The following is a 24,591-nucleotide window of genomic DNA, read 5'->3' on the forward strand; positions in this document are numbered from 1 at the left end:
TGCATTGTTCGATATAAGTCGTACCGTAAATGTCTGGAAAGATGAATTTCCGCAAGAAAAATTACTTCGAAGGCGACCGAACAATGACCGCAAACCTCGATATCTCCAAGGTCGGCAAGCTGTTGGGGGATCCATCGCGGGTCGAAATAATTTCAGCCCTGATCGATGGCCGTTCCTTAACCGCTCGGGAACTCGCCCATGGTGCGGGGGTCTCTGCTTCCACAGCGAGCTTTCATCTTTCCAAGCTGGTCGATGCAGGGATGTTGGTTGTGCTGTCCCAGAGCCGTCACCACTTTTACCGCGTTGCATCGACCGAGGTCGGTGCCGCTCTGCAGGCTCTGTTGCGAATCGCACCGAGCGGGAAAGCGAAACCTGCGGCGCGGCGCAAGAACGAGGTCTGCTTCGCACGTACATGTTATGGCCATCTGGCGGGAGTGCTGGGACTGGCGGTTGCTGAGGCACTGCAGAGCAAAGGCCTGATCGAGGCGCAGGGCGAGGACGATTTTGCACCAACCGAAAAGGGTGAGAGGTTTTTCGCGAAGCTCGGTATGGACCTCGCGGGTCTGCGCAGCGGCCGTCGGCTCTTTGCCAGACAATGTCTGGACTGGAGCGAACGTAAGCCACACCTGGGCGGTGCGCTTGGGCAAGCCTTTACAGACAATCTGGTGAAGCGAAAATGGCTGCGGAAGAAACCTGGCAGCCGGGAAGTCCGTGTAACCAAAGAGGGGCAGGCAGGCTTGAGAAAGCTGCTGGGAATAAAGACCGGCGAACTTTCAACCGCATTCTTCCTTGAGGAGCCGGTAAGCAAAGTCAAAACGGGGAGGCGTTAGAATGCTGCAGGGGTTTAATCCGCCGGGTACCTGGAAGCCGCGCGGCCGGGGATTTAGCATGGGTGTGTTGCAACACGCAGGACAGGTCATTCACTTCACCGGACAGGTCGCGTGGAACGAAGCCGAGGAGATTGTTGGCCTTGGTGATATTACCGAGCAGACTCATCAGTGCTTTCGCAACATCGATGCGGTGTTGAAAGCGGTGGGTGGGTGCATGGAAGATATCGTCTCGGTTACGACCTATTTTACCGACCGCAGCCAGCTACCCGCCATCCAACAGGTCCGCAACAGCTATTTTGACCCGGAATGTGCGCCCGCCAGCACGTCGATCATGGCCGCCGGTCTCGGGCATCCGGACTTCCTGGTCGAGCTGGCACCGATTGCGGTTGTTCCCTTCGAGCGTTTTCGGACAGCGGACTAAGTTCACTTGCAGCGTTGCCGCTTTCACGCGGTCGACGCCGTATCCTGGAGCGTTTGATGGCGTGATGGAAGGGCGGCAGCCGCGAGTAAGACGATACCCGCAGAAGCGGCCAGCAGAAGATATTGCCTGTCAAAGCCGTACCCCATGCTGTGTAGGCCGGCTATCAGAGGAACGATCGCGGAGCTCATGCCGAGCGATAGAACGTATTCGACCGCGAAGGCGCGGGAGCGCCAACTGAGCGGCACGTAGCGCCCCATCAGCCAGCCTGTAATCGGGACTTCGGCAAACATCAGAAGCACGAGAATCAAGGCGGCCGGCACCACCAGCAATCCCGAAGTATTGGCGACCAATATGAGTGCGCCGACCTGAAGTACGAGCAGCGCCGCGAGGACTGGTTTCGCGCCAAAACGGTCCAGCAAGTCGCCGACCGGCAGCTGAGCAAAGGCCGCCGCGGCAAAGACCAGCGCGGTGTAGCTGCCGATCGCGGAGAGATCACTCGTGACATCGATCAGCCGTTCCTCGAAAAGTTTAGGCAGCGAGATGCTGACCCCGTTAAACACGGCGCCGCCAAAAAGGGCCGCAAGCAGAATCACTGCAAACACCCGCAGTTGCGTGGCACGGGACGCAGCCACAGCGGATGCCGTGACGTTACCGGCATGTTGTTCTGTCGCGGTTGCGGCACGGCGGTTTAAAGCCAGATAAAGAATTCCGACGACGATCGCGGCCAAACCGGGCAATAGAAATGCGCTGCGCCAGCCATAGGTCTCGGCGAGAAGGCCCGTCAGCAAGGTCGCGCCGGCCAGTCCCAGATTTCCGTATATTCCATTGACCGCGAGGGCCCGCCCCGGCCGTTTCGACATCTGGGTTACCATCGATAGACCTACCGGGTGATAGATCGACGCAAACAGCCCTATTCCGCCGAGGCTGATCATCAGAAGGACGGGGCCACTGGAGAGCGCCGCCATAACGCTGGAAATGCCGCAGCCGAAAAACAACAGTGCGATCAGCCATTCCCTGCGCCAATGATCTCCAAGCCAACCCGCCGGAAGGGTGCCGATTGCGAAGGCGGCGTAGATCGGTGTCCCCAGGGCGAGAGCTGCTCCGTAGTCGAGGTTCCAATCCCGTTCGATGGCGATGACGGCGATCGGAAAGATCAGTAAGAAAAAATGATCGAAGAAATGTCCGAGGTTCAGAAATCTGAGTGTGGTCTTGGCGGTCATCGCGCGATCCTTGTCGCCAGGCAAGAGGATATGGCGGATAGATTAGACAGGCGTGAAAAAGCATTCTGTCTGTGGTATGACAGTTTTTATCTTCAAAATGACAAACTGGCCGCAATGTCGAGATTTACCGGTCTTGCAAGCGAGTATTCCAAGGGGGCCTGGATCGAGCCTCATCGGCATGATGAACATCAGATCGTGCACGCGCGCTCGGGCGTTATGCGGGTGAAGACGGCCGATGGCAGTTGGGTCTTGCCCCCCGGACGTGCTCTTTGGGTGCCCGCCGGCTGCTTTCATGAGATTTACTGTCGTGATGCAGTCTCGATGCGTACGGTTTATCTGAAACAGGTTGGTGGAGCGGGCAAAAACCCGAGCACAACCGGAAACGATCATGCCGGTGTTGCTTTGCCTGAGAGCTGCGCGGTATGGCGCGTCTCCCCCTTGATGCGTGAAATCATCATCCGAATGGGGTCCGATCGCGACCGACGGCAGGACCAACACCTTCTCGCGTTACTTCTCTCCGAAATTGAGACGATTGACGTTTTACCGCTCTATCTGCCCGAGCCTGGCGATCTCAAAGTGAGGAGGATAACCCGCGCCTTACTGGCCAAGCCTGCTGATGAGCATTCGTTGGAAGATTGGGCAGAGTTGTTGGGGATATCGCCGCGTACCTTAATCCGACGCTTTCAGGCGGAAACCGGAATGACCTTCCGGCAGTGGCGCCGTCAGGCGCGCCTGCTTGCCGCACTAGAATATCTGGCTGCCGGAGCGCCCGTCACTTCGGTTGCCTACGACGTTGGTTATGAGGGGTTGAGCGCGTTCATCGAAGCATTCCGGCAAGCTTTTGGGATGACACCAGGGCAATACTTTCGATCGTGATTTCCCGCTGCTCGGCGGGTCGATTATTTGCCAAAAGACGCCGTTGAGTCTAATTTTGGCCATGACCAGAGTAGCGGTGATTGGAAATGCAGGTGGCGGAAAATCTACCCTTTGCCGGGAGATAAGTGCTGCCTTGAGACTACCCTATCATCCGATCGACAAGATGCAGTGGCTGCCAGGCTGGGTTCTGGTGTCCGAAGATGTATTCCACGACCGGCACGAGGTTCTGATCGCTCAGGACCGCTGGGTCATCGATGGTTTCGGCCCTTGGCCGGATATCGAACGGCGCTTTGATAGGGCCGATACCATAATCTTTGTAGATCACCCCTTTTGGCGGCATTTGTTCTGGGCGACAAAGAGGCAGATCCGCTCGATCTTTTTTGGCAGGTCAGATGGTCCAGATGGCTGTCCGATGTTGCCCGTGACGCTTAAGCTCTACCGTATGATGTGGCGACTGCATCGTGAAATGCGTCCGAAATTGCTTACCGCGATTCAAGCCCGCAGTGCCGACAGGAGGATTGTGCATATCCGATCTTTGCAGGAACTCGCGCGGTTTCGGCAGACTTGCCTGCAGGCGTCTTGATGCCGTCAGACGATCCGGTGGGCTAGCTGTAGACCGCCACAATCCATACCGTGCCGACATTGCCCAGATTGTCCGACAACGGCATCTCGATCGCCTCGAAGGACTGAAAATGCTTCTTGGCGAAATCAGACTGGCCGAAACAGCGGATCGGCCGTCGGTTCGTCTGGATCCACGCAATGCCTTTTGACATGGACCGGAGAGAGCTTTCGTCATAAAGCTCGTCCCAGTATTTCCCCGTGGAATCACGACCCAGCGCATTGGTGATGTGCGTGCCGATCAGCCGCCAGTGATAGCGCGCCGGCGGTCCGGCTTCTATGTCCAGCAACTGGATGTGAGGCAGCATTGGGCGTGGGATCTGAATAGGGTCGAGGTCGCGCCGCGACGGCAGATCTCGAGCGCCACTCAATCTTTGCCAAAGTTCGTAGGCTTCTTTCAAAAGCGGATGGGCAAAGCTCAGATCGGGATCATATTTAAGCGGACCCCAATCATCCGACACGCGCGAGTCAGATGGTTCGACTGAATGCATGAATTCACCGCTTTTCAATTTGCCAAGTCGCAAACGTTGTTGAGCTCAACCTCTAACTTGTTTTGTGTTCAATGCGACTTGACTTAAGAGCATTTTGTATAAGGGCGGTTATTTAACAAGTTGTTATCGAAGTTTTTTCGCTTTTTCTCTATTTTAAAGAAATGAATCGCAAAAATACTACCCATCCGGGCGCATCTATAATTTTTCATGTCATTTGTTTCTAATTTGTTCACCGCTGAATTTAATGAGCTCGGGAGCGTGCCGGTCGATACGCGTTCAAGGTGGTCGTCTGATGCCTGCGGCTTGACCATGGCTTGAGTGATTAAGATGGCGTTTCTTGCTCTCCGGGTGGCTTCTGCAAACGGCGTTCGTAAATTGTAGGCGGCCATCCAGAAGACGGTGGTTCCGAAAGGAAGTTGGCCCGTGTTACTCAATTCTTTTAGGTATTTCAGGTTGAATGTATACTGTAATCGCACATTCTATTGGTATAAATTCAGATAATATTCCTATAAATATCGTAATTTAGATAAAAATTAAAATAAAACGGATTTTTCGATGAAATTCTATATATGCTGATCGGACAACTTAATTTGGTGCCGGTCATGAAGGGTGTAGTCTTTACAGAATTTCTAGATCTGGTTGATCAAGAATTTGGCGAAGTTACTGTAGATCAAATCGTTGAAGAATCTGATCTGCCATCGCATTGCGTCTACACTGCGGTTGGAACCTACGATTACTCCGAGCTTGATTATCTGCTTTCCAGCCTTGCGAACAAATCGGGAATTTCCAAGCCTGCGCTTCTCATGCGTTACGGCGAGCATTTGTTCGGGCGCTTTACGACTCTGTATCCCGCGTTTCTATCCGATGCTTCGGATGTCTTTTCATTCCTGGAGCGGGTCGAAACGCAGATCCATGTCGAAGTTTTAAAGCTTTATCCCGACGCAGAGCTACCAACATTTGAAAGCGAACGTCTGAGTCCTCAATGTTTCAAGATGACCTATCGCTCGCAACGCCCGTTGCAGGATCTTTGCGAAGGTCTGATACGTGGCGCGATGAAGCACTTTGACGAAGAGTTCGTTATCTCTAGGCAAGATCAGTCGTCCCAAAATGAAACGCAATTTGTCTTCACGATCACCCGTGTCTGACGGCGCCCTGTCACAAGGGGTTGCGATGGGTGGAAAAACCGACGGCATGGTCCGTCGGGCACGCTATGAGCGAGAACGGCTTGCCAGGTTGGAAGCCGAGCGACTTCTTGAGGAGAAAAGCCTGCAGCTGTTTAGAGCAAACGAAGAACTTAAGTCGGCGAATTCGGCATTGGAGCAGCGGGTCATCGAACGTACTCGGGCCATGGCAGAGGTTCTTAGGGAAGCGCAGGAGGCAAATCGCTTTAAGTCGGAGTTCTTGGCCAACATGAGCCACGAACTGCGCACACCCCTCAACGCGATTATCGGGTTCTCGGAGTTTATTGCGGAAGACCTATCAGATGGTAACCTCGCGACCTACCAGGAATATGCCGAAGACATCCGCACATCGGGTCTGCATCTGCTCGATCTGGTGAACGACATTCTCGACTTAGCGAAGGTCGAAGCGGGGAAGGCCGTTCTTGACGAGCATTCGGTGGATATGACCGACTTGATCGAGTCCTGTGGCCGGCTCGTGATTGCGCGCTATGACAGAGCTGCGCCGGAACTTGTGATCTCTGTTCCGCCCGAACTCCCCATGTTGTTCGGTGACGAGCGCAACCTGAAGCAGATCCTGATCAACCTGCTTTCCAATGCAATAAAGTTCACCGCCCCGTCGGGTTGCGTCACTGTGACCGCGAGCATTGATGCTGCCGGACAGTTTCAACTCATCGTCCAGGACACCGGGATTGGGATTCGCCCGAGCGATATCGAACGGGTCCTGCATCCTTTCGAGCAGGCGGAAACCGGTTTTACCCGAAAGCGCCACGGGACGGGGTTGGGTTTGCCTCTGGTGCGCTTCCTCGTCGAGCTGCACGGCGGGACTTTCCAGCTCAAAAGTCAGGTCGGGCAGGGCACGGTCGCAACGATTCTGTTGCCGAGTGAACGAACCCTGGATCCGGCCTTAACCTAGAGACTGATCGGTTTCCATTGGATCAGCGAGAAACGTGAAGCAGCCTCTATCTCTGTGCGTCAGAGACTGATCCACGTTCTTGACCCTTTCCTTCAGACCGGGGCGTTTTTCGGGCCTGACCATTTCATCATGGAGTGGGGTGTCGCGATTGCACCTCAGACACCTTAGGCAGCCTCGGTCGTCTCGGCGGTATAAGGTGGCGCGGGATAATACTCGACATAGGCCTGGACTTCCCGCGCAAATGCGGGAGAGGTCAACTGCCCCAACAGCCAAAGTGTCATATCTATTCCCGCGGATACGCCTGCCGAAGTGACCAGTGATCCATCCTGAACAAAGCGGACGTTGTCCAGGACCTCCGCCGCCCGACCGGTCGCACGCAGTTCGGGGATCGCATCGTGGAAGGTCGTGATGCGTTTGCCGTCCACCAGACCCGCGGCCTCGAGGATTCGCGCGCCCGTGCAGACCGAAGTGACCCATTGTGCGCCGGCCGCTTGATCCTTCACCCATTGCACCATGTCTGGGTTGTCCGCGACCGCCCGGCTGCCATTGCCGCCGGGGACCAGCAAGACGTCCAGTTGCGGTGCATCCTGGCATAGGGCATGAGCTGATACCTGAAGCCGTTTGTTACAGGTCACTCCGAGTTGGTCGAATGCGTAGGTCCTGACCTGGATCTCTTCCGGGCGACGGTCTTCCGCAGCGGCCAGAATTTCATAGGGACCGGCAAAATCGAGCTCTTCCACCCGGTCGAAGAGGAGAATTCCAATCTGCATGAGATACTTTCCTTAAAATGTTGAATTCGGAATGTGAAATTCAGAATTTTTATCAACTTGACTAAGAGATGATAACGCTCTCTAATTTCGTCCGATATGACATTCTGCAATCAAAATCGGACAATTCTATGCGTGATCCAATTCCAGTGACCATGATTCTTTTCCCCGAAGTCTTGATGTTGGATGTTGCCGGGCCGCTGCAGGTTTTCAGTTCCGCCAACAGCTTTGTTGCTGAGCCTTTTTATCGTGTGCGTACGATCAGTGAAGACGGCAGGCCAGTGACAAGCGAGTCCGGAATTGCTCTGATGGTCGATGCCGGTTTCGACGCCGCTTTGCCTGGAGGCGATCTTTTTACGCCCGGCGGCCCGGGAATCGATCGTCAGTGTGCCAACCCGGCTATGGTCCAATTTTTAAGAGAGGCAGCGCCGAATCAGCGCCGCGTGGCGTCGGTTTGTTCGGGCAGTCTGCTGCTGGCGGAAGCCGGTTTGCTCGACGGACGTAAAGCCACCTGCCATTGGGGACGGACACCGGACCTTTGGCGGCGCTATCCGGCGGTTCGCTGGCTGCCCGACGAGATCTATACACGCGACGCAAATATATTCACGTCCGCCGGGGTGACTGCGGGTATCGATCTGGCACTGGCGATGGTGGAGGACGATTTAGGGTGCGAAATCGCGCTCGAAGTGGCGCGCGAATTGGTGGTCTACATGAGACGGTCCGGTGGCCAAAGCCAGTATTCGCGCCCCCTACAGGCACAAAGCGCTGCCTCGCCGCGCATCAAACAGCTGTGCGAAGCGATTGTCGATCAGCCCGCTCAAGATTGGCGGGTCACGCGGATGAGTGAATACGCCAACATGACCGAGCGTAGCCTGCACAGGCTATTCATAAAGGAGTTCGGTGAAAGCCCATCACGCTTCGTGGAAGGGGTCCGTGTGGATTACGCCAGAAATGCACTGGAACAGTCACCGGCATCCTACGAAAGCGTGGCTGCCCTGTCGGGTTTTCGAGACGCGCAAACTCTCCGCAGGGCCTTTGCCAAACACCTGGGCGTAACCCCCGCGACCTATCGATTCCGATTTCAACGGGCAGGCTGATCCGCTCTACCTGATGTCATTACAGCAAATTCACAGTGACGACGGATCGCACAAAATGGTTCGTTCCAGCCTGGATCAAATCCGGGGTGCCGTCGGCCTTGGTGAAAACGGCCAGAATTTAGAGGCCTTCAACAATGACGAAAGTGCCGTCCGAAACAGGCGCTCGTAGCTTGACGGCTTCCTGATAGGCATCTGAATTATAGAAGGCTCTGGCCGTGTCCATATCGGCGAATTCTACGATCACCAGACGCCAGCCGGAATCTTCACCCTCAAGCACTTCCAAAGCGCCGCCGCGGACCAGATACCGGCCGCCGTGCGCTGCGATCGCGGCCGAAGCCTTGGTCTTGTAGGCCTCGTATCCTTCCGGGTCGTGAACGTTCACGCGCGCGATCATATAAGCTGCCATATCTTTTCAAGTCTCCAATGATGTTTCTCGGCGAACCTTAGGATAGGCACAGGCCGACAAGACCGAGGATCGGTTGTTGTTTCGACATACTGCCGCGATCTGGCAGCCAGGCAAGCTTGAATCAAACCGCTGCTGTAACGTGCCGCTTATTCAGCGGCGCTGCGCGTCGGTTCCGGATTGCGGAAGCTTTGGAGCAACGCAGTTTCGCGCTCTTTCGCTTCGGCAATGTGTTTCTCCTTGATATGGCCGAAGCCCCGGATGTGCTCCGGTACCGATGCGAGGTCGACAGCCAATGCGTGTGTGTCATGTGACAGACCAGCAATCAGCTCTTCGATCAGGCGCTCGTAATCCGCAATGAGCTGCCGTTCCATCTTGCGCTCTTCACTGTACCCGAAGATATCCAGCTTGCCGCCGCGCAGGCCTTTGAACCTGGCCAACAGTTTGAAGGCGCTAAGAATCCAGGCACCGAATTCGCGTTTTTTCAGATGCCCGGTTTCCGGATCACGTTTGGCCAGGAGCGGGGGGGCCAGATGGACGCTCAATTTGAAGTCGCCTTCGAACTGCTGGCGCAGTTTCTCGGCAAACTCTGCGCTGGAATACAGGCGTGCGACCTCGTATTCGTCTTTGATGGCGAGCAGTTTGAAATAATAGCGCGCAACGGCTTCGCTCAGTGCCGATGAATTCGGCAGCATCGCCGTTTCGGCCTTGCGGACTCTTTCTACCAGCGACTGATAGCGCTTGGCATAGTTGGTGTCCTGGTAGTCGGTGAGAACCGCGGAGCGACGCGCGATAACCTCGTCCAGGTCCTTCGAGAAATGATGGCTTGCGGGTTCCTGCGGAGGCGCAGCGAAAGCTTGAACGGCTGCCAGGTCGTTGGCTGCGCGCCGTCCCCAGCGGAATGCACGCGTGTTGGCTTCGACCGCGACACCGTTGAGGACGATGGCTTGATCAATCGCGTCCAGGCTGAGCGGTACCAGGCCTTTCTGCCAGGCGTAACCCAGCATAAAGAGGTTGGTCGCAATCGAATCGCCGAGGATCGCCGTCGCGATCTGCGTGGCGTCGAGGAAATCCGTGTTGCCTACGCCGGTTTCAGTCTCGATCCGTTCCTGCAGCTTCTGTGACGGGAACAGAAGGTCCGGGTTTCGGGTGAAGTCGCCGGTCACGGCCTCGTGGCTGTTGATCACGGCGCGGCCGCGGTCTTTCTCAATCTTGGACAAGGCGTCGAAGCCGGCCGCAACCACCAGATCGCAACCCAGAAGAAGTTTCGCACCGCCTGCCGAGACCCGAACCGCGTGGATGTCTTCGGGCTGTGCAGAAACGCGAACGTGGCTGACGACAGCGCCGCCCTTCTGGGCCAGACCTGCCATATCAAGGACTGAACAGCCCTTGCCCTCGATGTGGGCCGCCATGCCGATCAGAGCGCCAATCGTGACCACGCCGGTGCCGCCGACCCCGGTAATGACGATGCTGTAGGGTTCATCCAGGGAGGGCAGGGTCGGTTCTGGAAGGTCATCCCACTGTGACGCAGAGCTATCGTCCCCGTCATTTGCGACCGGTTTCTTCTTCCGCACGGCGCCACCGTGGACGGTCACAAAGCTGGGGCAGAAGCCGTTGACGCAGGAGAAATCCTTATTGCAGGACGACTGGTCGATGGTGCGTTTGCGTCCAAACTCGGTTTCCAGCGGCGCAACGGAAACGCAGTTCGATTGAATGGAGCAATCACCGCAGCCTTCGCAGACAGCATCATTGATGAAGGCCCGTTTGGGCGGATCCGGATAGAGACCGCGCTTGCGTCGCCGGCGTTTTTCCGCCGCGCAGGTTTGGTCGTAAAGGATGACCGAAACGCCCTTGATCTCACGCATCTCGCGCTGAACCCGGTCAAGTTCGTCGCGGTGTTCGATGGTGATACCCTGTGCCCAGGGCGTGCCGACCGGATATTTGTCCGGTTCGTCCGTGACAACAACGATGCGCTGAATACCCTCGGCCTCCAGCTGCCGCGTGATCATTGCGGGATCCAGCGGGCCGTCATGAGGCTGGCCGCCGGTCATGGCGACTGCATCATTGTAAAGGACCTTGTAGGTAATGTTCACTTTGGCGGCGATGGCGGCGCGAACCGCCATGATGCCCGAATGAAAATAGGTCCCGTCGCCCAGATTGGCGAACACATGATCGGTCTTGCTGAAAGGCGCTTGACCGACCCAGGGCACGCCTTCACCGCCCATCTGCGTGAAGGTTTCGGTGTCCCGGTCCATCCAGATCGCCATGTAATGGCAACCGATACCGGCCATGGCCCGGCTGCCTTCAGGAACCTTGGTAGAGGTGTTGTGCGGACAACCGGAACAGAAGTAGGGAATACGGCTGATCGGGGGCGTATCCGCGTTCAGCGCCTGTTCCTTCTGTTCCAGGAACGCAAGCCGCTGGTCAATGCGTTCGTTGTTGTAGAAGCGGCCGATACGCTGTGCCAGAACCCGTGCGATACGGGCCGGGGTGATCTCGTTGATCGAGGGCAGGATCCAATTGCCGCTTTCGTCGTATTTGCCGATGACCCGGGGGCGCACATCGGGACGCCAGTTGTAGAGCTGTTCCTTCAGCTGGTTTTCGATGACTGCACGCTTTTCCTCGACGACGATGATCTCTTCGAGGCCTTCGGCGAAGTGCCGCATGCCCTCGCGCTCCAACGGCCAGGTCATGCCGACTTTATACAGGCTGAGGCCGATATCCGCGGCCATTTCATCGTCGATCCCCAAATCGTCCAGCGCCTGGCGAACATCGAGATAGGACTTGCCGGCCGTCACGATGCCGAGGCGCCGCTTGTGCGGTGAATCTATGATCGTTTTGTCGAGCTTGTTCGCGCGCGCAAAGGCAAGGGCAGCGTATATCTTGTGAGCCTGCAGGCGTTCTTCCTGCTCCAGCACCCCATCCGGCCAGCGGATATTGAAGCCTTCGGCAGGCATTTCGAAGTCGGCGGGCATCTGAATATCTATACGGTGCGGATCGACATAAACACTGGCGGAGGAATCGACCGTTTCGCCGATCGTCTTAAACCCGACCCAACAGCCGGAATAGCGGCTCATAGCCCAACCATAGAGGCCCAGATCCAGAAACTCCTGCACCCCGGCCGGATTCAACACTGGAATCATGGCGTCCATAAAGGCGTGTTCGCATTGATGGGCGGTTGTGGAGGATTTGGCGGTATGGTCGTCGCCAGCCAAAAGCAATACGCCGCCGTGGCGTGAAGAGCCGGCCAGGTTGCCATGCCGGAAGACGTCGCCGCTGCGGTCTACGCCGGGGCCTTTGCCATACCACATGGAATAAACGCCGTCGTAATTGCTGTCACCGAAGAGGCTGCCCTGCTGGCTGCCCCAAACGGCGGTGGCGGCGAGGTCTTCGTTCACACCAGGCTGAAAGTGGATGTGGTTCTTGGCCAGAAACTGCCGGGCGGACCAGAGTTGCTGATCGACGCCGCCGAGTGGCGAACCGCGATAGCCGGAGATGAAGCATCCAGTGTTGAGGCCGGCAGCAACGTCCCGCTGGCGCTGCATCATGGGAAGCCGCACCAAGGCCTGCGTACCGGTCAGGTAGACCCGGCCGGAGTCGAGTGCGTACTTGTCGTCGAGAGTTACCGCGTTAAGGGCCATCGTTTCCTCTCCCGAGCAGAATTCTTATCGGCTTATGCCTTAAAAGGTAATCATTGCTGACCTAAATAGCAATTTGGCTGAGCCGAATCGGGCAAAAAAGCAACGTCGCTGCCCATTATATTGGAATTGGTTAACGAAAGTACCAAGATGCCGATACCGAAAGAAATTTAAAGTCGGCGAATCGCTGGGCTTCTATGTTCCTGGTGTGGCTGCTGCGTCGTGTAGACGGCTCAAGCTGGTTCAGGCTTTTTTCTTTTCATAAAGCTCGTCGAGCACCTTGCCGTATTCGGCGAGAATCTTGTGGCGCCGGATCTTCAGGGTCGGAGTCATCATGCCGTTGTCGGTGGTGAAGGCTTCCGGAGCGATGATAAAACGCCGGACTTTTTCCATCGGTGACAACAGCTTATTTACATTATCGATCACACCGGAGAGGTGTTTGCGGAGATCGGGGTCGGCACTCAGGGCCTGGAGATCGTATTTCTTGTCGTGCTCCTTTGCCCAACTTTTCAGGAATTCCTCGTCAGGCACCAGCAGCGCAACCAGGTTTGGCCGCTTGTCACCATAGGCCATCGCCTGGTGGATCTCGGCCTGAAGAGTCAGAAAACCCTCAATCCTGGCAGGCGAAACGTTGTCGCCGCCGGAGAAGACGATGATATCCTTTTTCCGGTCCGTGATCTGAATGTAGTTGTACTCGTCCAGGCGACCGACATCGCCGGTGTGCAGCCAGCCATCTTTGATGACGTTTGCGGTGGCTTCCTCGTCACCCCAATAGCCGTTCATTATCAGCTCGCCACGCACCAGAATCTCACCGTCATCGGCTATTTTGACTTCGACGCCTTTCAGCGGCGGACCAACCGTATGCATCTTCACGCGCTCCGGCCGGTTGCAGGAGATCACCGGCGCGGATTCGGTCTGACCGTAACCCTGCAGAACCGGCAAGCCCAACGCGACGAAGAACACACCGATATCGGGATTGAGCGCAGCACCTCCGGAAACCATCGCCTTCAGGCGGCCGCCGAAACGTTTCTTGATTTTGCTGCGCACCAGAATCTCGACGATCAGATCCAGTAAACGTTCCTTGACGCTCAGGCTTGTGGGATCGACGTAGCGTTTGCGCCCCAAGGTTTCGGCCAAGGTGAACAGGCGCTGCTTGAAAGGACTTTGGGTCGAGACCCCACGCCGGATGCGCTGCAGCATGGTCTCGTATAGGCGCGGCACCGCAGTCATGATGGTCGGTTTGGCTTCGGCGAGATTGTTCAGCAGCTGTTCGACACTCTCGGCGTAATAGATCTCCGCGCCGATCGAGATCGGGAAGAATTGTCCCGCAGTGTGTTCATAGGAATGAGTGAGAGGCAGAAAGGACAAAAAAACCTCGCGGTCGAGGCCAAGCTCTTCCAACAGGTGATGGGCACCCATGCAGTTACAGATGATCGCACCGTGGCTCAGCATCACCGCTTTGGGGACGCCGCCGGTGCCGGAAGTATAGATAAAACAGGCTGTTTCGTGCCGTTGGGCATAGCTGGCGTAATCCTTGACATCGTCGGGCGCGAGGGAGCCCTTGTGCAGAATTTCATCCCAGCGATAGAGCTCGATCGGAACCGATTGGCCTTGTTCCAGGTCTTCGATGGAGATGACCCACTTGCAGCTTGCGGAATCCAGCGCAGCGGGCAGCAGTTTACGCGCAAGCGCCCGGGTCGAAACAATGACACCCTTGGCACCCGAGTTGGTCAGGATATGGAGGTGATCGTTGGTGGTGTTGGTGGTGTAGGCAGGTACGGTTACGCCGCCGGCGGCCATAATCCCAACATCGGCGATCAGCCACTCCGGGCGGTTCTCAGCAACCAGCACGACACGGTCGCCGCGTTCGACGCCCAGTCCCCGCAGTCCGCGCGCCAGATCTTTGACGCCTGATTCAGCCTCGCGCCATGTCAAGGGACGGTAGGCACCATCGCGTTTGGCCCAGAGAAAATTCCGGTCCGCATGTTTCTCGGCCTGCTCGAAAAACATCTCGGTCAAGCTGTTCCAAGCCGAAAAATCCATAGTTCCCCCCTTCTTACAGCGTTTCACCGCTGCATGGCTGTCCGCTTCAATCACGCAGGTTTGTCCTTGGCGATCACGTTTTTGGGGCCTATATCGCTAGCGGTCAAGGTGCGACTGTTACGTGCCACTGCTAAGAGTGACTGCCTGGAGAGTGATCGATCTTGATCAAAGCGACCAAGATCGTGAATCGCGCTCTAACCATAAGAAGTAGAGGCTGATTGACGTTTACCCCTTATTCAGGGAAAAAACCTTCAGACTCTAGGAGGACCATCCGTGTCGAACGCCGCTAAACCGAATCCTGTGATTGACGAGAAACTAGGCACCCTGCCCGCGTGGGATTTGAGTGACCTTTATCCCGGGACGGAGTCGCCGGAACTCAGCCAGGATCTCGATGGCTGCGAAGCGGCTGCAAAGGAATTCAAGGCGCTCTATGAAGGGCGCCTGGCAAATCTGGACGGCGTAGCGCTCGCAGGTGCTGTGGATGCTTACCAGGGTCTGCAGGAGACCTTGGGGCGGGTCATGAGCTACGCGCAGCTGGTCTATTCAGGCAACATGAGCGATCCGGCCGTCACGCAGTTCTATCAGGCGATGCAGGAGCGCACGACGACGATCTCGACGGCGACGCTGTTTTTTACGCTCGAACTCAATCACCTGGCCGACGACGTTCTGCAAGCGAAGTTGTCGGCGCCCGAACTTGAACACTATGCGCCTTGGCTGCGCGATCTGCGTGCGTATCGGCCTCATCAGCTCGGAGAGGAAATCGAGCGGTTGTTGCATGAGAAGGCCGTCAGTGGCCGTTCCGCCTGGACGCGGCTGTTCGACGAGACCATGGCGGCCCTGCGCTTTCCCTTCGGCGGCGGCGAGCTGGGCAACGCGGAAATTCTCAACAAGCTGGGCGACCGGAAGGCCGAGGTGCGCAAGGAGGCTGCGAAATCGCTGGGCAAGGTCTTGGGTGCGAATCAGCGAACCTTTGCGCTGATCACCAATACACTCGCCAAGGATAAGCAGACCGAGGACAGCTGGCGCAGTTTCGGGCGCCCCATCTCGTCACGGAACCTGGCAAACGTCGTTGAGGACGAGGTGGTCGACGCACTGGTGAATTCCGTCGCAAATGCCTATCCGAACCTGTCACATCGCTATTACAGGCTGAAGGCCCGATGGTTTGGTGTCGATCAGATACCCTATTGGGACCGCAATGCGCCTTTGCCCGATGACAACGACAAAGTCATTTCCTGGGACGATGCGCGCAGCACAGTGCTTGACGCCTACGCGTCTTTCTCACCGAAACTGGCGGAGGTCGGACGCCGATTCTTCGATCAGCCCTGGATCGACGCACCGGTCCGTCCCGGCAAGGCACCTGGGGCTTTTGCCCATCCAACCGTTCCCTCGGCGCATCCCTATCTTCTGTTGAATTATCAGGGGCGCACGCGGGACGTCATGACTTTGGCGCACGAGCTGGGGCATGGTTGCCATCAGGTTTTTGCCGGGCCGCAGGGTCACCTTATGGCGGACACACCCCTGACACTCGCTGAAACCGCCTCAGTGTTTGGGGAGATGCTGACGTTCCAGTCTTTACTGCGTGCAGAGACCGACCCAACCCGCCGTAAAGTGATGCTGGCCTCCAAGGTCGAGGACATGCTGAATACCGTTGTACGCCAAATCGCGATGCATCAGTTTGAAACCCGGGTGCATGACGAACGCCGCTCGGGCGAACTTTTACCAGAGCGGCTGGGTGAAATCTGGCTGGAGACTCAGCGCGAAAGCCTGGGGCCGGCTTTGAAATTCGACGACGATTACCGCCACTACTGGGCTTATATCCCGCACTTCATTCACGTTCCTTTCTATGTCTATGCCTATGCCTTTGGCGATTGCCTCGTCAACTCTCTCTATGCCGTCTACGAGCAGGCTTCCGATGGCTTTGCCGAGAAGTATCTCGATATGCTGGGTGCGGGCGGGACCAAACGGCACAAGGAGCTTTTGGCGCCCTTTGGTTTGGATGCTTCCGATCCGAATTTCTGGGCGCAGGGCCTGAGCCTGATCGGACGCTTCATCGATGAATTGGAGCAGATGGATTGACCGCGGCTTCTCTGGGCGTGGCATGTTAGACCTTGATGAAAGTGTCCCTGTGGCTGGACAAGCTCTGACACCAAGCCCATGTTCCCAACATGAGTGATGAAAACTTCGGCCGCGAAGAGTCGCGAATCGGTGGCAGAATCAGGCGTTATGCGAAGGTCGGCACCTCGGTTGGCGGATTAGCCGCTCAGGTCGTTGGTTCACGCTATTTGGGCCTGAATCTTGATCGGGGTCAGCATTCAAATGAACTGAAGCAAGCCCTGGGCGGCCTGAAAGGGCCCTTGATGAAGGCTGCTCAGATTCTGGCGACCATCCCTGATGCCCTGCCGCCGGAATATGCCGAGGAACTCCGGCAGCTGCAATCCAACGCACCGTCCATGGGGTGGCCCTTCGTTAAGCGACGCATGCGCAGTGAACTGGGTGCCGGCTGGCAAAAGAGGTACGAGAGCTTTGGCCATAGTGCCGCGGCCGCAGCTTCCCTTGGCCAGGTCCATGAGGCCATCGGCCTCGATGGCCGCCGATTGGCTTGCAAGCTGCAGTACCCGGATATGCAGTCGGCGGTCGAAGCCGACTTGCAGCAGCTGAAGATCCTTTTCGGCATCTACCGACGCTACGACCGAGCGATCGACCCTTCCAACATTTTTGCAGAGCTGTCAGACCGCCTGCGCGAGGAGCTCGACTACTACCGCGAGGCGCGGCATATGGAACTCTACCGGATAATGCTCGCGGAAGAGGAGGGCGTGGTCGTGCCCGAACCGCTGTCAGAGTTATCTGGAGAGCGGCTCCTGACCATGACGTGGCTGCAGGGCGAGCCTCTCATGACCTTTCTTGCCAAGACCGACGATGTCGAACAGCGGAACCAGGTGGCCATGAACATGTTTCGTGCCTGGTATGTGCCTTTCTACTATTACGGAGTGATTCACGGAGACCCGCATCTCGGCAACTACACGCTGCGCGAAGACGGCCGGATCAATCTGCTCGATTTCGGCTGCATACGCGTATTCCGGCCGGCTTTCGTCAAAGGTGTGATCGATCTCTACTATGCGCTCGAACGAGACGACGAGGCGCTCGCGGTGCATGCCTATGAATCCTGGGGCTTCACCAAGATCAGCAAGGAACTGCTGGATGCCCTGAACATCTGGGCCAAGTTCCTCTACGCACCGTTATTGGACGACAAACCTCAGCAGATTATGGAAGGCGAGGGCGGCATGTATGGTGCGCGCGTCGCCAATCAGGTACATGCTGAACTTAAGCGTCTGGGCGGCGTCAAACCGCCACGCGAGTTCGTTTTGATGGATCGGGCGGCCGTCGGCCTGGGGTCGGTCTTCATGCATTTGAAGGCGGAGATCAACTGGCATCGTCTGTTCCACGACATGATCGCCGGTTTCGATGTCGATGATCTGGAACGGCGTCAAAGAGAGTCGCTTCAAGAGGTCGGACTTACACCCGCCTGATTGCCGTCAGGACGACGGCGCATCGAACTCGCCCCAAAATTGTGTGTTTCCTTCAGTTGGCTCCCGTCGCGGCAGCGGCGCGAATCGATTCGCGCATTTGTTAGACTAAGGTACAGCATTCATAAAAAAACCTTGTGCACTGCAACAAAATTTTTTGCGTATGCGTAAAAAATGACTCTGAATCCTCCGTTTTCTGCCAAAAAGCTTGAACGGAGACTGCTGTACGTTCATTAAAGGGTGAACGAAAAGCTGGATAGAGCCTGATCGTTTCATTTTGGATCGAGATGAAACGATCAGGCTCTACGCAGGTACAACCAGCAACTGGTCGCAGTCTTCGGCCGTCTGTCAGGCCTCTAGGGAAAGCAGAGCAGGAATTACATGAAAATCGCCATTCCAAAAGAGCGGCGCGCACACGAGTCTCGCGTTGCCGCCTCCCCTGAAACGGTTAAAAAAATGATCGGCCTTGGTGCCGAGGTCGCGGTCGAAAAAGGCGCCGGCATAGGCGCTAACTTTACCGACGATGCCTACAAAGCGGCTGGCGCCACAATCGGTGCCGACGTTACGGCAGACGCCGACGTTGTCCTGAAGGTGCAGCGTCCGATCGTCAGCGGAAAGGACGCGGAGCTTGCGTCCTATAAATCCGGTGCCGTTGTCATGGCAATCTGCGATCCTTATCGCACGGGCGATGACGTCGCGGCCTTTGCCAAGTCAGGCGCGACTGTGTTCGCCATGGACCTGGTGCCGCGCATTACGCGCGCGCAGTCGATGGATGTTCTTTCCAGCCAGTCCAACCTCGCCGGATATAAAGCCGTCCTGGACGCCTCTGCCGAGTACGCCAGCGCATTTCCCATGATGATGACCGCTGCCGGTACGGTTTCACCTGCAAAGGTCCTGGTGATGGGCGCCGGTGTTGCCGGGTTGCAGGCGATTGCCACGGCAAAACGGCTCGGCGCCGTCGTCTCCGCGACCGATGTGCGGCCGGCCGCCAAGGAACAGGTCGAAAGCCTGGGGGGCAAGTTCGTTGCCGTCGAAGACGACGAGTTCAAGCAGGCCGAGACCGCCGGCGGTTATGCCAAGGAAATGAGCGACGCCTATAAACAGAAGCAGGCTGAGCTGATTGCCGAGACGATCAAGAAACAGGACATCGTCATTACCACGGCTTTGATCCCCGGGCGTCCGGCACCGATGCTGGTGAGTACCGAGATGGTGAAATCCATGAAGCCCGGTTCGGTGATCGTCGATCTCGCGGTTGAGAATGGCGGCAACTGCGAGCTGGCGCAGGCAGGAAAAGTCGTAACCAAGCACGGTGTGAGAATCGTCGGTCACTACAACGTGCCGAGCCGTCTCGCCGCCGACGCCAGCGCGCTTTATGCGCGCAATCTCTTCAATTTGCTTCAGTTGCTGGTCGACGGTGAGACCAAGGCGCTGGCCATTGATTGGGAAGATGAAATCGTCAAGGGCACCTGTATCACCCGGGACGGAAAGATCGTTCATCCTGCGCTCGCGCCCAAGGATGAGCCTGCACCCAAGGAAGAGGCGGCGCCTAAAGAAGAGGTACCTGCCGCAGCTTCGAGTGAAGAGACACCGAGTGCAGCGCCGTCGGAAGACTCCGATGCCGCGCCGAAGGGGGAGGGGTAAGAATTAGATGTCTGCCGAATCTTTTGTAGAAAAAGCGACGGAAGCCGCCAATCAGGCGCGCGAGCTGTCAAACGAGTTGATCGGTCTCGCCGGCGAAGCCAGCAGACTCGCCGTTGAATCTTCGGGCGGCGGCGGTGTTTCCCCGACGGTCATCGGCTTGACCGTTTTGGTCCTGGCGGTATTCGTCGGATACTACGTAGTCTGGCGAGTGACGCCAGCCCTGCATTCGCCGCTTATGGGCGTCACCAACGCGATTTCCTCGGTCATCATTGTCGGCGCACTGATCGCGGCCGGTCCGGCTGACTTCGGTTTCAGCGAGGTTATGGGCTTTCTTGCTGTGACCCTGGCGTCCGTGAACATCTTTGGCGGCTTCATCGTCACGCAGCGCATGCTGCAGATGTTCAAGAAGAAGAAATAAGGGGCGATCGTAAATGTCACCAGATCTCGCAGCACTGCTGTATCTCGTCGCCTCAATCTGCTTCATCATGGCTCTGCGCGGTTTGTCGCATCCTGAAACCAGTCGGAGCGGCAACCTCTTCGGCATGGTCGGTATGGCCATTGCTATCATCACAACATTGTCAATGCCGGGTGTCGTCAGTTACGGCCTGATCATTGCCGGGATCCTTGTGGGCGGCGCCATCGGTACCGTGATCGCACTCAAGATCAACATGACTGCGTTGCCCCAGCTCGTGGCGGCTTTCCACTCGCTGGTTGGTCTTGCCGCCGTCTTCGTTGCGGTGGCGGCTTTCTACAAACCGCAAGCCTACGGCATCGGAACGCCCGGCGATATCCAGGTCGCCAGTCTGATCGAGATGTCGCTCGGTGTCGCTATTGGTGCCATCACCTTTACCGGTTCGCTGGTGGCGTTCGGCAAGCTGCAGGCGCTCATCAGTGGTAAGCCGCTGGTCTTTGCGTTTCAGCATCATCTGAATGCCGCGATCGGTATTGCGATTGTCGTGCTGATCGTGGTGCTTTGCGTGGATCAGTCGAACGCGGTCTTCTGGCTGATTATCATCCTTGCGCTGCTGGTTGGCTTCCTGCTGATCCTGCCGATCGGTGGGGCGGATATGCCCGTGGTCATCTCCATGCTCAACTCCTACTCGGGTTGGGCGGCTTGCGGCATCGGCTTCACGCTGAGCAACAACCTGTTGATTGTGACCGGTGCGCTGGTGGGCTCTTCGGGTGCGATCTTGTCCTACATCATGTGTAAAGGCATGAACCGCTCTATCTTCAACGTGATCCTGGGCGGTTTCGGAACCGACGGCGGCGCCGTGGCGGGTGGTGCTGGTGGTGATGACGACCGCGTCGCCAAGTCAGGTTCCGCGGAGGATGCGGCCTTCATGATGCAGAATTCCGGCTCGGTGATCATCGTTCCTGGTTATGGCATGGCCGTGGCGCAGGCCCAGCATGCACTGCGGGAAATGGCCGATATTCTCAAAGGCGGTGGCGTGGACGTGAAGTACGCTATCCATCCGGTGGCCGGCCGCATGCCCGGACACATGAACGTGTTGCTGGCCGAAGCCAACGTGCCTTACGATGAGGTGCTGGAGATGGAAGAGATTAACCGCGATTTCAAATCGACCGATATCGTCTTCGTGATCGGCGCCAACGACATTACCAACCCTGCCGCCAAGACGGACCCGGCCTCGCCGATTTACGGCATGCCGATCTTGGAGGTCGATCAGGCCAAGACCGTGCTTTTCATCAAGCGTTCCATGGCCACCGGTTATGCCGGCGTCCAGAACGAGCTCTTCTTCCGGGACAACACCATGATGCTGTTCGGTGATGCGAAGAAGATGTGCGAGGACATCGTCAAGGGTATGGAGTAGGGTGCGCTCTTAGGAGAGTACGCTTTCTTGAACAGAAAACGGCGGGGCCAAGGCTCCGCCGTTTTTTATCTCTAGCCTTCAATGGCTATATTGCAGGAACCGGATAGGAATAGTGTTGGCCTGCGCCTCAAGGTGCTGCCGTGGATTCGAAAAGATCGTCTCTCTCAACAATCGGTCTGGGCTGCCCGATGTCTTTGGCCAAGCCAGCGCGTCGGAGGATCCGAATAACCTGCCAGGCCGGATCGGTTTGACCGGGATCCAAGCCGATCCGGGCTGATTCTGGAAAGGCGTGATGATTATTGTGCCAACACTCACCGTGAGACAGGACACCGAGCAGTGGCAGATTGGATGCTTGTACAGCGGCGTTTTTGACCCGCCATCGGCCGGGGCCGGGGTTGTGGCAGAAATATGTGATTGTCCAGTGCCCGACCGTGCTGACGGCCACCCGGACGCAGACACCCCAAATCACCCATGAGGGCCCGCCAGCAGTATAGAGAGGCACCACCATCACAAGCTGATGCAGCCGCCAGGTTCGGTCCATAAAACGACACCAGGGGTCGGCGGCAAGTTGTGGCTCAATTATCAATCGGGGCGGATGTTCGAATTCGAAACGATAGAAAAGCTGCCAAGTCAGGTCCCGCCAAAACCCGCGCCTGTGTGAGAAAAAGTCGTGGCAATCGCTTTGTCGCTGCGCCCAGTCACGAAGGTCATGGATTTTCACAATGCCGAACGGACCTGCAACACCAACCAGTAAGCCTGCGTAAATCAAGCTTCGCTCGAGCCACTTCGGGCAGGAGAATGTGCGGTGGATCATCATCCGGTGCATGCCGACGCTGTGGCCGACAAGCATGGTCAAGTAGGTCAGCACCAGGAAGACGAGGAACGCGCTCCATGAAAAATACAATGGAGCCAGGACCAGTCCTAAGGAGAGCATTCCGCCGGTCCAAAGAGTCTTGGCCCAGTCCAGAACAATACTGCCTTCAACCGGCGAGGCATTCCTGCCATCGATCCGCTGGACGGGTTTCATCATGGCAACGCGATAAGCCTCGTTTCCACCCAGTGACCAGGGGTTAACGGCGGCACAGTCTCTGCGGGCGAATTCCGGTCCATGCTTCTATGGTTGCCTGAATCCAGGCACAAGAAAAGGGCCGCTGAAAGGCTTCCCGCCTACGGCCCTCATTCTTGTCGATCATGATCGTCTTTCAGGCGCATCTAAGAATAGACAACGCCCGCAGGACTTCAAATCTGGGCTAGAAACCCTCGCGTTCGATCCGCTTACGAAGCAGCTTCCGGTGACGGCGAACCGCCTCTGCGCGCTCCCGCTTCTTACGGGCCGATGGCTTCTCGAAGTTGCGGCGCAGCTTCATCTCACGGAAAACACCCTCGCGCTGCAGCTTCTTTTTCAGCGCGCGTAGGGCCTGATCAACGTTATTATCGCGAACGTGTACTTGCACGGGCGACCATGCTCCTTTCACTGCGATGGGTTCTCTGACCCATCGGCTCATCCTAACTGTCATGTCAGGGTTAAGAACAAACCATCCCACTCGCTATGGCGATACCGTAGCGTGGTGTGGAGGGTGGTATCATACGAAAAAGGCCATGTGAAGGGCGATTTGCAAGATTCTGACGCTTTTTGCCGCAGCTGGCTAAAAAAAGCTGCCTGGGCCTGTTACCTGGCTTTACCGCCACTCCGGTCGCGGCCATATTGCCTCTATGGCCTTATTGAAGATAGCCCGTATGGGGCATCCCGTATTGAAACAGCGTGCAGAAGAGGTTTCGGACCCGACTGCTCCTGAAATCCGCCATTTGGTTGCCGATATGATCGAAACCATGCAGGACGCTAATGGTACCGGATTGGCCGCACCGCAGGTGCACATACCACTTCGGGTGGTGGTTTTTTACGTTAATGCCGCCCGCGCCGCGCGGGAAGACGCCGGCGATGAATTGGATTCCCAGGAATCCGACGACGACTCCGGTGAAAGCGGTGTGCCGCTGACGGTCTTGATCAATCCGGAGCTGGAATTTCTAACGGAGGAGCAGTCGATCGGCTGGGAGGGTTGCCTCTCCGTGCCTGGTCTCGCGGGGCAGGTGCCGCGCTGGACTGCCCTGCGTTACAGTGCCTTTGACCTTGAAGGGCGACGCTTTGAGCGAACGGCCAGAGGCTTTCATGCACGGGTTGTTCAGCATGAGTGCGATCATTTGGATGGTGTCCTCTATCCGCAACGTATGATCGACCTCTCGACTTTGACCTTCACGAGCGAGATCGGGGCCGCTAACGAGCCCGTTGAGAACCAGTCTTGAGTATTCATTCGGGGCAGGTGCCGATGCAGCTTGCTCGCGATTTTCTGAATTTTGGCGGTTTAAAAGGACCTGAGCGATGACCACGGATAAAGCGCAGCTCGACCTGTTGGAAGCGGCATTGCCGCATATCGCGTTTGATGGCTGGAGCGTCAAGGCGATACAGACGGGCGCTCGGGATCTGAATATGGACTCGATCGATGCTCAGAATCTTTTTCCCGGGGGTGTTGCTGAGCTGGTTGAGAGGTTCAGCTCCCACATCGATCACCTCATGATGGTTGAGTTGGAGAAGCAGGAGTTGGGCGCCATGAAGGTGCGTGAACGCATTGCCACCGCTGTCCGATTCCGCTTGGAATTGCTTGAACCGCATCGAGAAGCCATCAACCGAGGCTTGACGTATCTGGCGATGCCGCAAAATGCGCAGCTCGGGCTCACCTGCCTTTACCGCACCGTCGATGCCATGTGGTTTGCTGCGGGAGATCGCGCGACCGATTATAATTTTTACAGCAAGCGGCTGTTGCTCGCCGGGGTCTATTCTTCGACCCTGCTATATTGGCTGAATGATCGATCTGAGGGGCACAGCGAGACCTGGGCGTTTCTTGATCGGCGAATCGGTGAAGTTCTGAAAGTCGGCGGACGTTTCGGAAAGACCATGAGTGGTGTTCTAAGTCTGCCGGAAAAGCTGCTCGAACGCGGCAAGCGCTTTGGCCAGGGTGGCGGCCTGAAGGCGCGGGGATTTAGCGCCCGTGGGTTTGGCTCCCGTGGGTTTGGCCCCGGCTTCAGGAAACGGTAGAGAGCAGA

23 protein-coding genes are annotated in these 24,591 nt (G+C 56.9%); 14 read left to right on the plus strand and 9 right to left on the minus strand.

Translation table 11 applies throughout. The annotated features are described in order from the left end of the window. The first annotated feature begins 83 nt into the window (after positions 1–83). Together QMZ18_RS12545 and QMZ18_RS12550 are read left to right on the plus strand one after the other, a co-directional pair. Positions 84–830 (plus strand): helix-turn-helix transcriptional regulator, encoded by a 747-nt coding sequence (locus QMZ18_RS12545; RefSeq protein ID WP_282606635.1) that lies wholly within the window; start codon positions 84–86, stop codon positions 828–830. Position 831: 1 nt separating this feature from the next. Continuing rightward, on the plus strand, positions 832–1,251 hold the full coding sequence (locus QMZ18_RS12550) for a RidA family protein (RefSeq protein WP_282606636.1): 420 nt from the start codon (positions 832–834) through the stop codon (positions 1,249–1,251). A gap of 23 nt (positions 1,252–1,274) precedes the next feature. Here the strand turns inward: QMZ18_RS12550 and QMZ18_RS12555 are convergent, their stop codons facing one another. Continuing rightward, positions 1,275–2,471, minus strand: a complete 1,197-nt coding sequence (locus QMZ18_RS12555) for an MFS transporter (protein WP_282606637.1) — start codon at positions 2,469–2,471, stop codon at positions 1,275–1,277. Between the two features lie 30 nt (positions 2,472–2,501). Between QMZ18_RS12555 and QMZ18_RS12560 the strand changes: the two genes are divergently transcribed. Together QMZ18_RS12560 and QMZ18_RS12565 are read left to right on the plus strand one after the other, a co-directional pair. Beyond that, positions 2,502–3,347 (plus strand): helix-turn-helix domain-containing protein, encoded by an 846-nt coding sequence (locus QMZ18_RS12560; RefSeq protein ID WP_282606638.1) that lies wholly within the window; start codon positions 2,502–2,504, stop codon positions 3,345–3,347. Between the two features lie 61 nt (positions 3,348–3,408). Then, positions 3,409–3,930 (plus strand): flagellar protein FlaR, encoded by a 522-nt coding sequence (locus QMZ18_RS12565; protein ID WP_282606639.1) that lies wholly within the window; start codon positions 3,409–3,411, stop codon positions 3,928–3,930. A 22-nt stretch (positions 3,931–3,952) separates the two neighbouring features. Here the strand turns inward: QMZ18_RS12565 and QMZ18_RS12570 are convergent, their stop codons facing one another. Beyond that, positions 3,953–4,456: a PAS domain-containing protein gene (locus QMZ18_RS12570; protein WP_282606640.1), complete on the minus strand. Its 504-nt coding sequence runs from the start codon at positions 4,454–4,456 to the stop codon at positions 3,953–3,955. An 83-nt stretch (positions 4,457–4,539) separates the two neighbouring features. After that, the gene (locus tag QMZ18_RS12575) at positions 4,540–4,845 is read right to left on the minus strand and encodes a hypothetical protein (RefSeq protein ID WP_282606641.1); all 306 of its coding nucleotides are present in this window, start codon (positions 4,843–4,845) and stop codon (positions 4,540–4,542) included. Between the two features lie 180 nt (positions 4,846–5,025). On the opposite strand from QMZ18_RS12575, the gene QMZ18_RS12580 reads away from it, so the two are divergent. Both QMZ18_RS12580 and QMZ18_RS12585 read left to right on the plus strand, forming a co-directional pair. Next, entirely contained in the window at positions 5,026–5,601 is a 576-nt protein-coding gene (locus QMZ18_RS12580; RefSeq protein ID WP_282606642.1) for a heme NO-binding domain-containing protein, read from the plus strand. A gap of 25 nt (positions 5,602–5,626) precedes the next feature. After that, positions 5,627–6,550 carry a HAMP domain-containing sensor histidine kinase gene (locus tag QMZ18_RS12585; protein ID WP_282606643.1) on the plus strand — a complete coding sequence of 308 codons (924 nt, stop codon included), beginning with the start codon at positions 5,627–5,629 and terminating at the stop codon, positions 6,548–6,550. 164 nt (positions 6,551–6,714) lie between these two features. Here QMZ18_RS12585 and QMZ18_RS12590 read toward each other — a convergent pair whose 3' ends face one another. Then, entirely contained in the window at positions 6,715–7,320 is a 606-nt protein-coding gene (locus QMZ18_RS12590) for a DJ-1/PfpI family protein (RefSeq protein ID WP_282606644.1), read from the minus strand. A gap of 128 nt (positions 7,321–7,448) precedes the next feature. Between QMZ18_RS12590 and QMZ18_RS12595 the strand changes: the two genes are divergently transcribed. Continuing rightward, positions 7,449–8,414, plus strand: a complete 966-nt coding sequence (locus QMZ18_RS12595; protein ID WP_282606645.1) for a GlxA family transcriptional regulator — start codon at positions 7,449–7,451, stop codon at positions 8,412–8,414. A 118-nt stretch (positions 8,415–8,532) separates the two neighbouring features. Here the strand turns inward: QMZ18_RS12595 and QMZ18_RS12600 are convergent, their stop codons facing one another. The 3 genes from QMZ18_RS12600 to QMZ18_RS12610 all read right to left on the minus strand — a co-directional run bounded on the left by QMZ18_RS12600 (position 8,533) and on the right by QMZ18_RS12610 (position 14,552). Then, entirely contained in the window at positions 8,533–8,820 is a 288-nt protein-coding gene (locus QMZ18_RS12600; protein ID WP_282606646.1) for a DUF1330 domain-containing protein, read from the minus strand. Between the two features lie 146 nt (positions 8,821–8,966). Beyond that, positions 8,967–12,458, minus strand: coding sequence for an indolepyruvate ferredoxin oxidoreductase family protein (locus tag QMZ18_RS12605; RefSeq protein WP_282606647.1), 3,492 nt, complete (start codon positions 12,456–12,458; stop codon positions 8,967–8,969). A 240-nt stretch (positions 12,459–12,698) separates the two neighbouring features. Further along, complete coding sequence (locus QMZ18_RS12610) at positions 12,699–14,552, minus strand: long-chain fatty acid--CoA ligase (protein WP_282606648.1); 1,854 nt, start codon at positions 14,550–14,552, stop codon at positions 12,699–12,701. Between the two features lie 219 nt (positions 14,553–14,771). On the opposite strand from QMZ18_RS12610, the gene QMZ18_RS12615 reads away from it, so the two are divergent. From QMZ18_RS12615 to QMZ18_RS12635, 5 genes are all read left to right on the plus strand, one after another. Next, complete coding sequence (locus QMZ18_RS12615; protein ID WP_282606649.1) at positions 14,772–16,574, plus strand: M3 family oligoendopeptidase; 1,803 nt, start codon at positions 14,772–14,774, stop codon at positions 16,572–16,574. A gap of 89 nt (positions 16,575–16,663) precedes the next feature. Then, entirely contained in the window at positions 16,664–18,025 is a 1,362-nt protein-coding gene (locus QMZ18_RS12620; protein WP_282606650.1) for an AarF/ABC1/UbiB kinase family protein, read from the plus strand. A gap of 378 nt (positions 18,026–18,403) precedes the next feature. Then, positions 18,404–19,663 carry a Re/Si-specific NAD(P)(+) transhydrogenase subunit alpha gene (locus QMZ18_RS12625; protein ID WP_282606651.1) on the plus strand — a complete coding sequence of 420 codons (1,260 nt, stop codon included), beginning with the start codon at positions 18,404–18,406 and terminating at the stop codon, positions 19,661–19,663. 7 nt (positions 19,664–19,670) lie between these two features. Beyond that, entirely contained in the window at positions 19,671–20,081 is a 411-nt protein-coding gene (locus QMZ18_RS12630; protein WP_282606652.1) for an NAD(P) transhydrogenase subunit alpha, read from the plus strand. A gap of 13 nt (positions 20,082–20,094) precedes the next feature. After that, positions 20,095–21,492: an NAD(P)(+) transhydrogenase (Re/Si-specific) subunit beta gene (locus QMZ18_RS12635; protein WP_282606653.1), complete on the plus strand. Its 1,398-nt coding sequence runs from the start codon at positions 20,095–20,097 to the stop codon at positions 21,490–21,492. Positions 21,493–21,619: 127 nt separating this feature from the next. Here the strand turns inward: QMZ18_RS12635 and QMZ18_RS12640 are convergent, their stop codons facing one another. Both QMZ18_RS12640 and rpsU read right to left on the minus strand, forming a co-directional pair. Next, positions 21,620–22,522 carry an acyl-CoA desaturase gene (locus QMZ18_RS12640; RefSeq protein ID WP_282606654.1) on the minus strand — a complete coding sequence of 301 codons (903 nt, stop codon included), beginning with the start codon at positions 22,520–22,522 and terminating at the stop codon, positions 21,620–21,622. Positions 22,523–22,742: 220 nt separating this feature from the next. Next, complete coding sequence (gene rpsU / locus QMZ18_RS12645) at positions 22,743–22,946, minus strand: 30S ribosomal protein S21 (protein WP_282606655.1); 204 nt, start codon at positions 22,944–22,946, stop codon at positions 22,743–22,745. A 259-nt stretch (positions 22,947–23,205) separates the two neighbouring features. Between rpsU and QMZ18_RS12650 the strand changes: the two genes are divergently transcribed. Together QMZ18_RS12650 and QMZ18_RS12655 are read left to right on the plus strand one after the other, a co-directional pair. Further along, positions 23,206–23,793: a peptide deformylase gene (locus tag QMZ18_RS12650; RefSeq protein ID WP_282606656.1), complete on the plus strand. Its 588-nt coding sequence runs from the start codon at positions 23,206–23,208 to the stop codon at positions 23,791–23,793. 76 nt (positions 23,794–23,869) lie between these two features. Continuing rightward, complete coding sequence (locus tag QMZ18_RS12655; protein ID WP_282606657.1) at positions 23,870–24,583, plus strand: COQ9 family protein; 714 nt, start codon at positions 23,870–23,872, stop codon at positions 24,581–24,583. Positions 24,584–24,591: the final 8 nt, after the last annotated feature.

Source organism: Pelagibius sp. Alg239-R121 (assembly GCF_947331435.1).
Taxonomy (GTDB): Bacteria; Pseudomonadota; Alphaproteobacteria; order Kiloniellales; family Kiloniellaceae; genus Denitrobaculum.

Excerpts from the sequence above, each read along its gene's own strand:
- QMZ18_RS12545 (WP_282606635.1), top strand. The coding sequence starts at position 84 with ATGACCGCAAACCTCGATATCTCCAAGGTCGGCAAGCTGTTGGGGGAT.
- QMZ18_RS12550 (WP_282606636.1), top strand. The coding sequence starts at position 832 with ATGCTGCAGGGGTTTAATCCGCCGGGTACCTGGAAGCCGCGCGGCCGG.
- QMZ18_RS12555 (WP_282606637.1), bottom strand. The coding sequence starts at position 2,471 with ATGACCGCCAAGACCACACTCAGATTTCTGAACCTCGGACATTTCTTC.
- QMZ18_RS12560 (WP_282606638.1), top strand. The coding sequence starts at position 2,502 with ATGGCGGATAGATTAGACAGGCGTGAAAAAGCATTCTGTCTGTGGTAT.
- QMZ18_RS12565 (WP_282606639.1), top strand. The coding sequence starts at position 3,409 with ATGACCAGAGTAGCGGTGATTGGAAATGCAGGTGGCGGAAAATCTACC.
- QMZ18_RS12570 (WP_282606640.1), bottom strand. The coding sequence starts at position 4,456 with ATGCATTCAGTCGAACCATCTGACTCGCGCGTGTCGGATGATTGGGGT.
- QMZ18_RS12575 (WP_282606641.1), bottom strand. The coding sequence starts at position 4,845 with ATGGCCGCCTACAATTTACGAACGCCGTTTGCAGAAGCCACCCGGAGA.
- QMZ18_RS12580 (WP_282606642.1), top strand. The coding sequence starts at position 5,026 with ATGCTGATCGGACAACTTAATTTGGTGCCGGTCATGAAGGGTGTAGTC.
- QMZ18_RS12585 (WP_282606643.1), top strand. The coding sequence starts at position 5,627 with ATGGGTGGAAAAACCGACGGCATGGTCCGTCGGGCACGCTATGAGCGA.
- QMZ18_RS12590 (WP_282606644.1), bottom strand. The coding sequence starts at position 7,320 with ATGCAGATTGGAATTCTCCTCTTCGACCGGGTGGAAGAGCTCGATTTT.
- QMZ18_RS12595 (WP_282606645.1), top strand. The coding sequence starts at position 7,449 with ATGCGTGATCCAATTCCAGTGACCATGATTCTTTTCCCCGAAGTCTTG.
- QMZ18_RS12600 (WP_282606646.1), bottom strand. The coding sequence starts at position 8,820 with ATGGCAGCTTATATGATCGCGCGCGTGAACGTTCACGACCCGGAAGGA.
- QMZ18_RS12605 (WP_282606647.1), bottom strand. The coding sequence starts at position 12,458 with ATGGCCCTTAACGCGGTAACTCTCGACGACAAGTACGCACTCGACTCC.
- QMZ18_RS12620 (WP_282606650.1), top strand. The coding sequence starts at position 16,664 with ATGAGTGATGAAAACTTCGGCCGCGAAGAGTCGCGAATCGGTGGCAGA.
- QMZ18_RS12625 (WP_282606651.1), top strand. The coding sequence starts at position 18,404 with ATGAAAATCGCCATTCCAAAAGAGCGGCGCGCACACGAGTCTCGCGTT.
- QMZ18_RS12630 (WP_282606652.1), top strand. The coding sequence starts at position 19,671 with ATGTCTGCCGAATCTTTTGTAGAAAAAGCGACGGAAGCCGCCAATCAG.
- QMZ18_RS12635 (WP_282606653.1), top strand. The coding sequence starts at position 20,095 with ATGTCACCAGATCTCGCAGCACTGCTGTATCTCGTCGCCTCAATCTGC.
- QMZ18_RS12640 (WP_282606654.1), bottom strand. The coding sequence starts at position 22,522 with ATGATGAAACCCGTCCAGCGGATCGATGGCAGGAATGCCTCGCCGGTT.
- QMZ18_RS12650 (WP_282606656.1), top strand. The coding sequence starts at position 23,206 with ATGGCCTTATTGAAGATAGCCCGTATGGGGCATCCCGTATTGAAACAG.
- QMZ18_RS12655 (WP_282606657.1), top strand. The coding sequence starts at position 23,870 with ATGACCACGGATAAAGCGCAGCTCGACCTGTTGGAAGCGGCATTGCCG.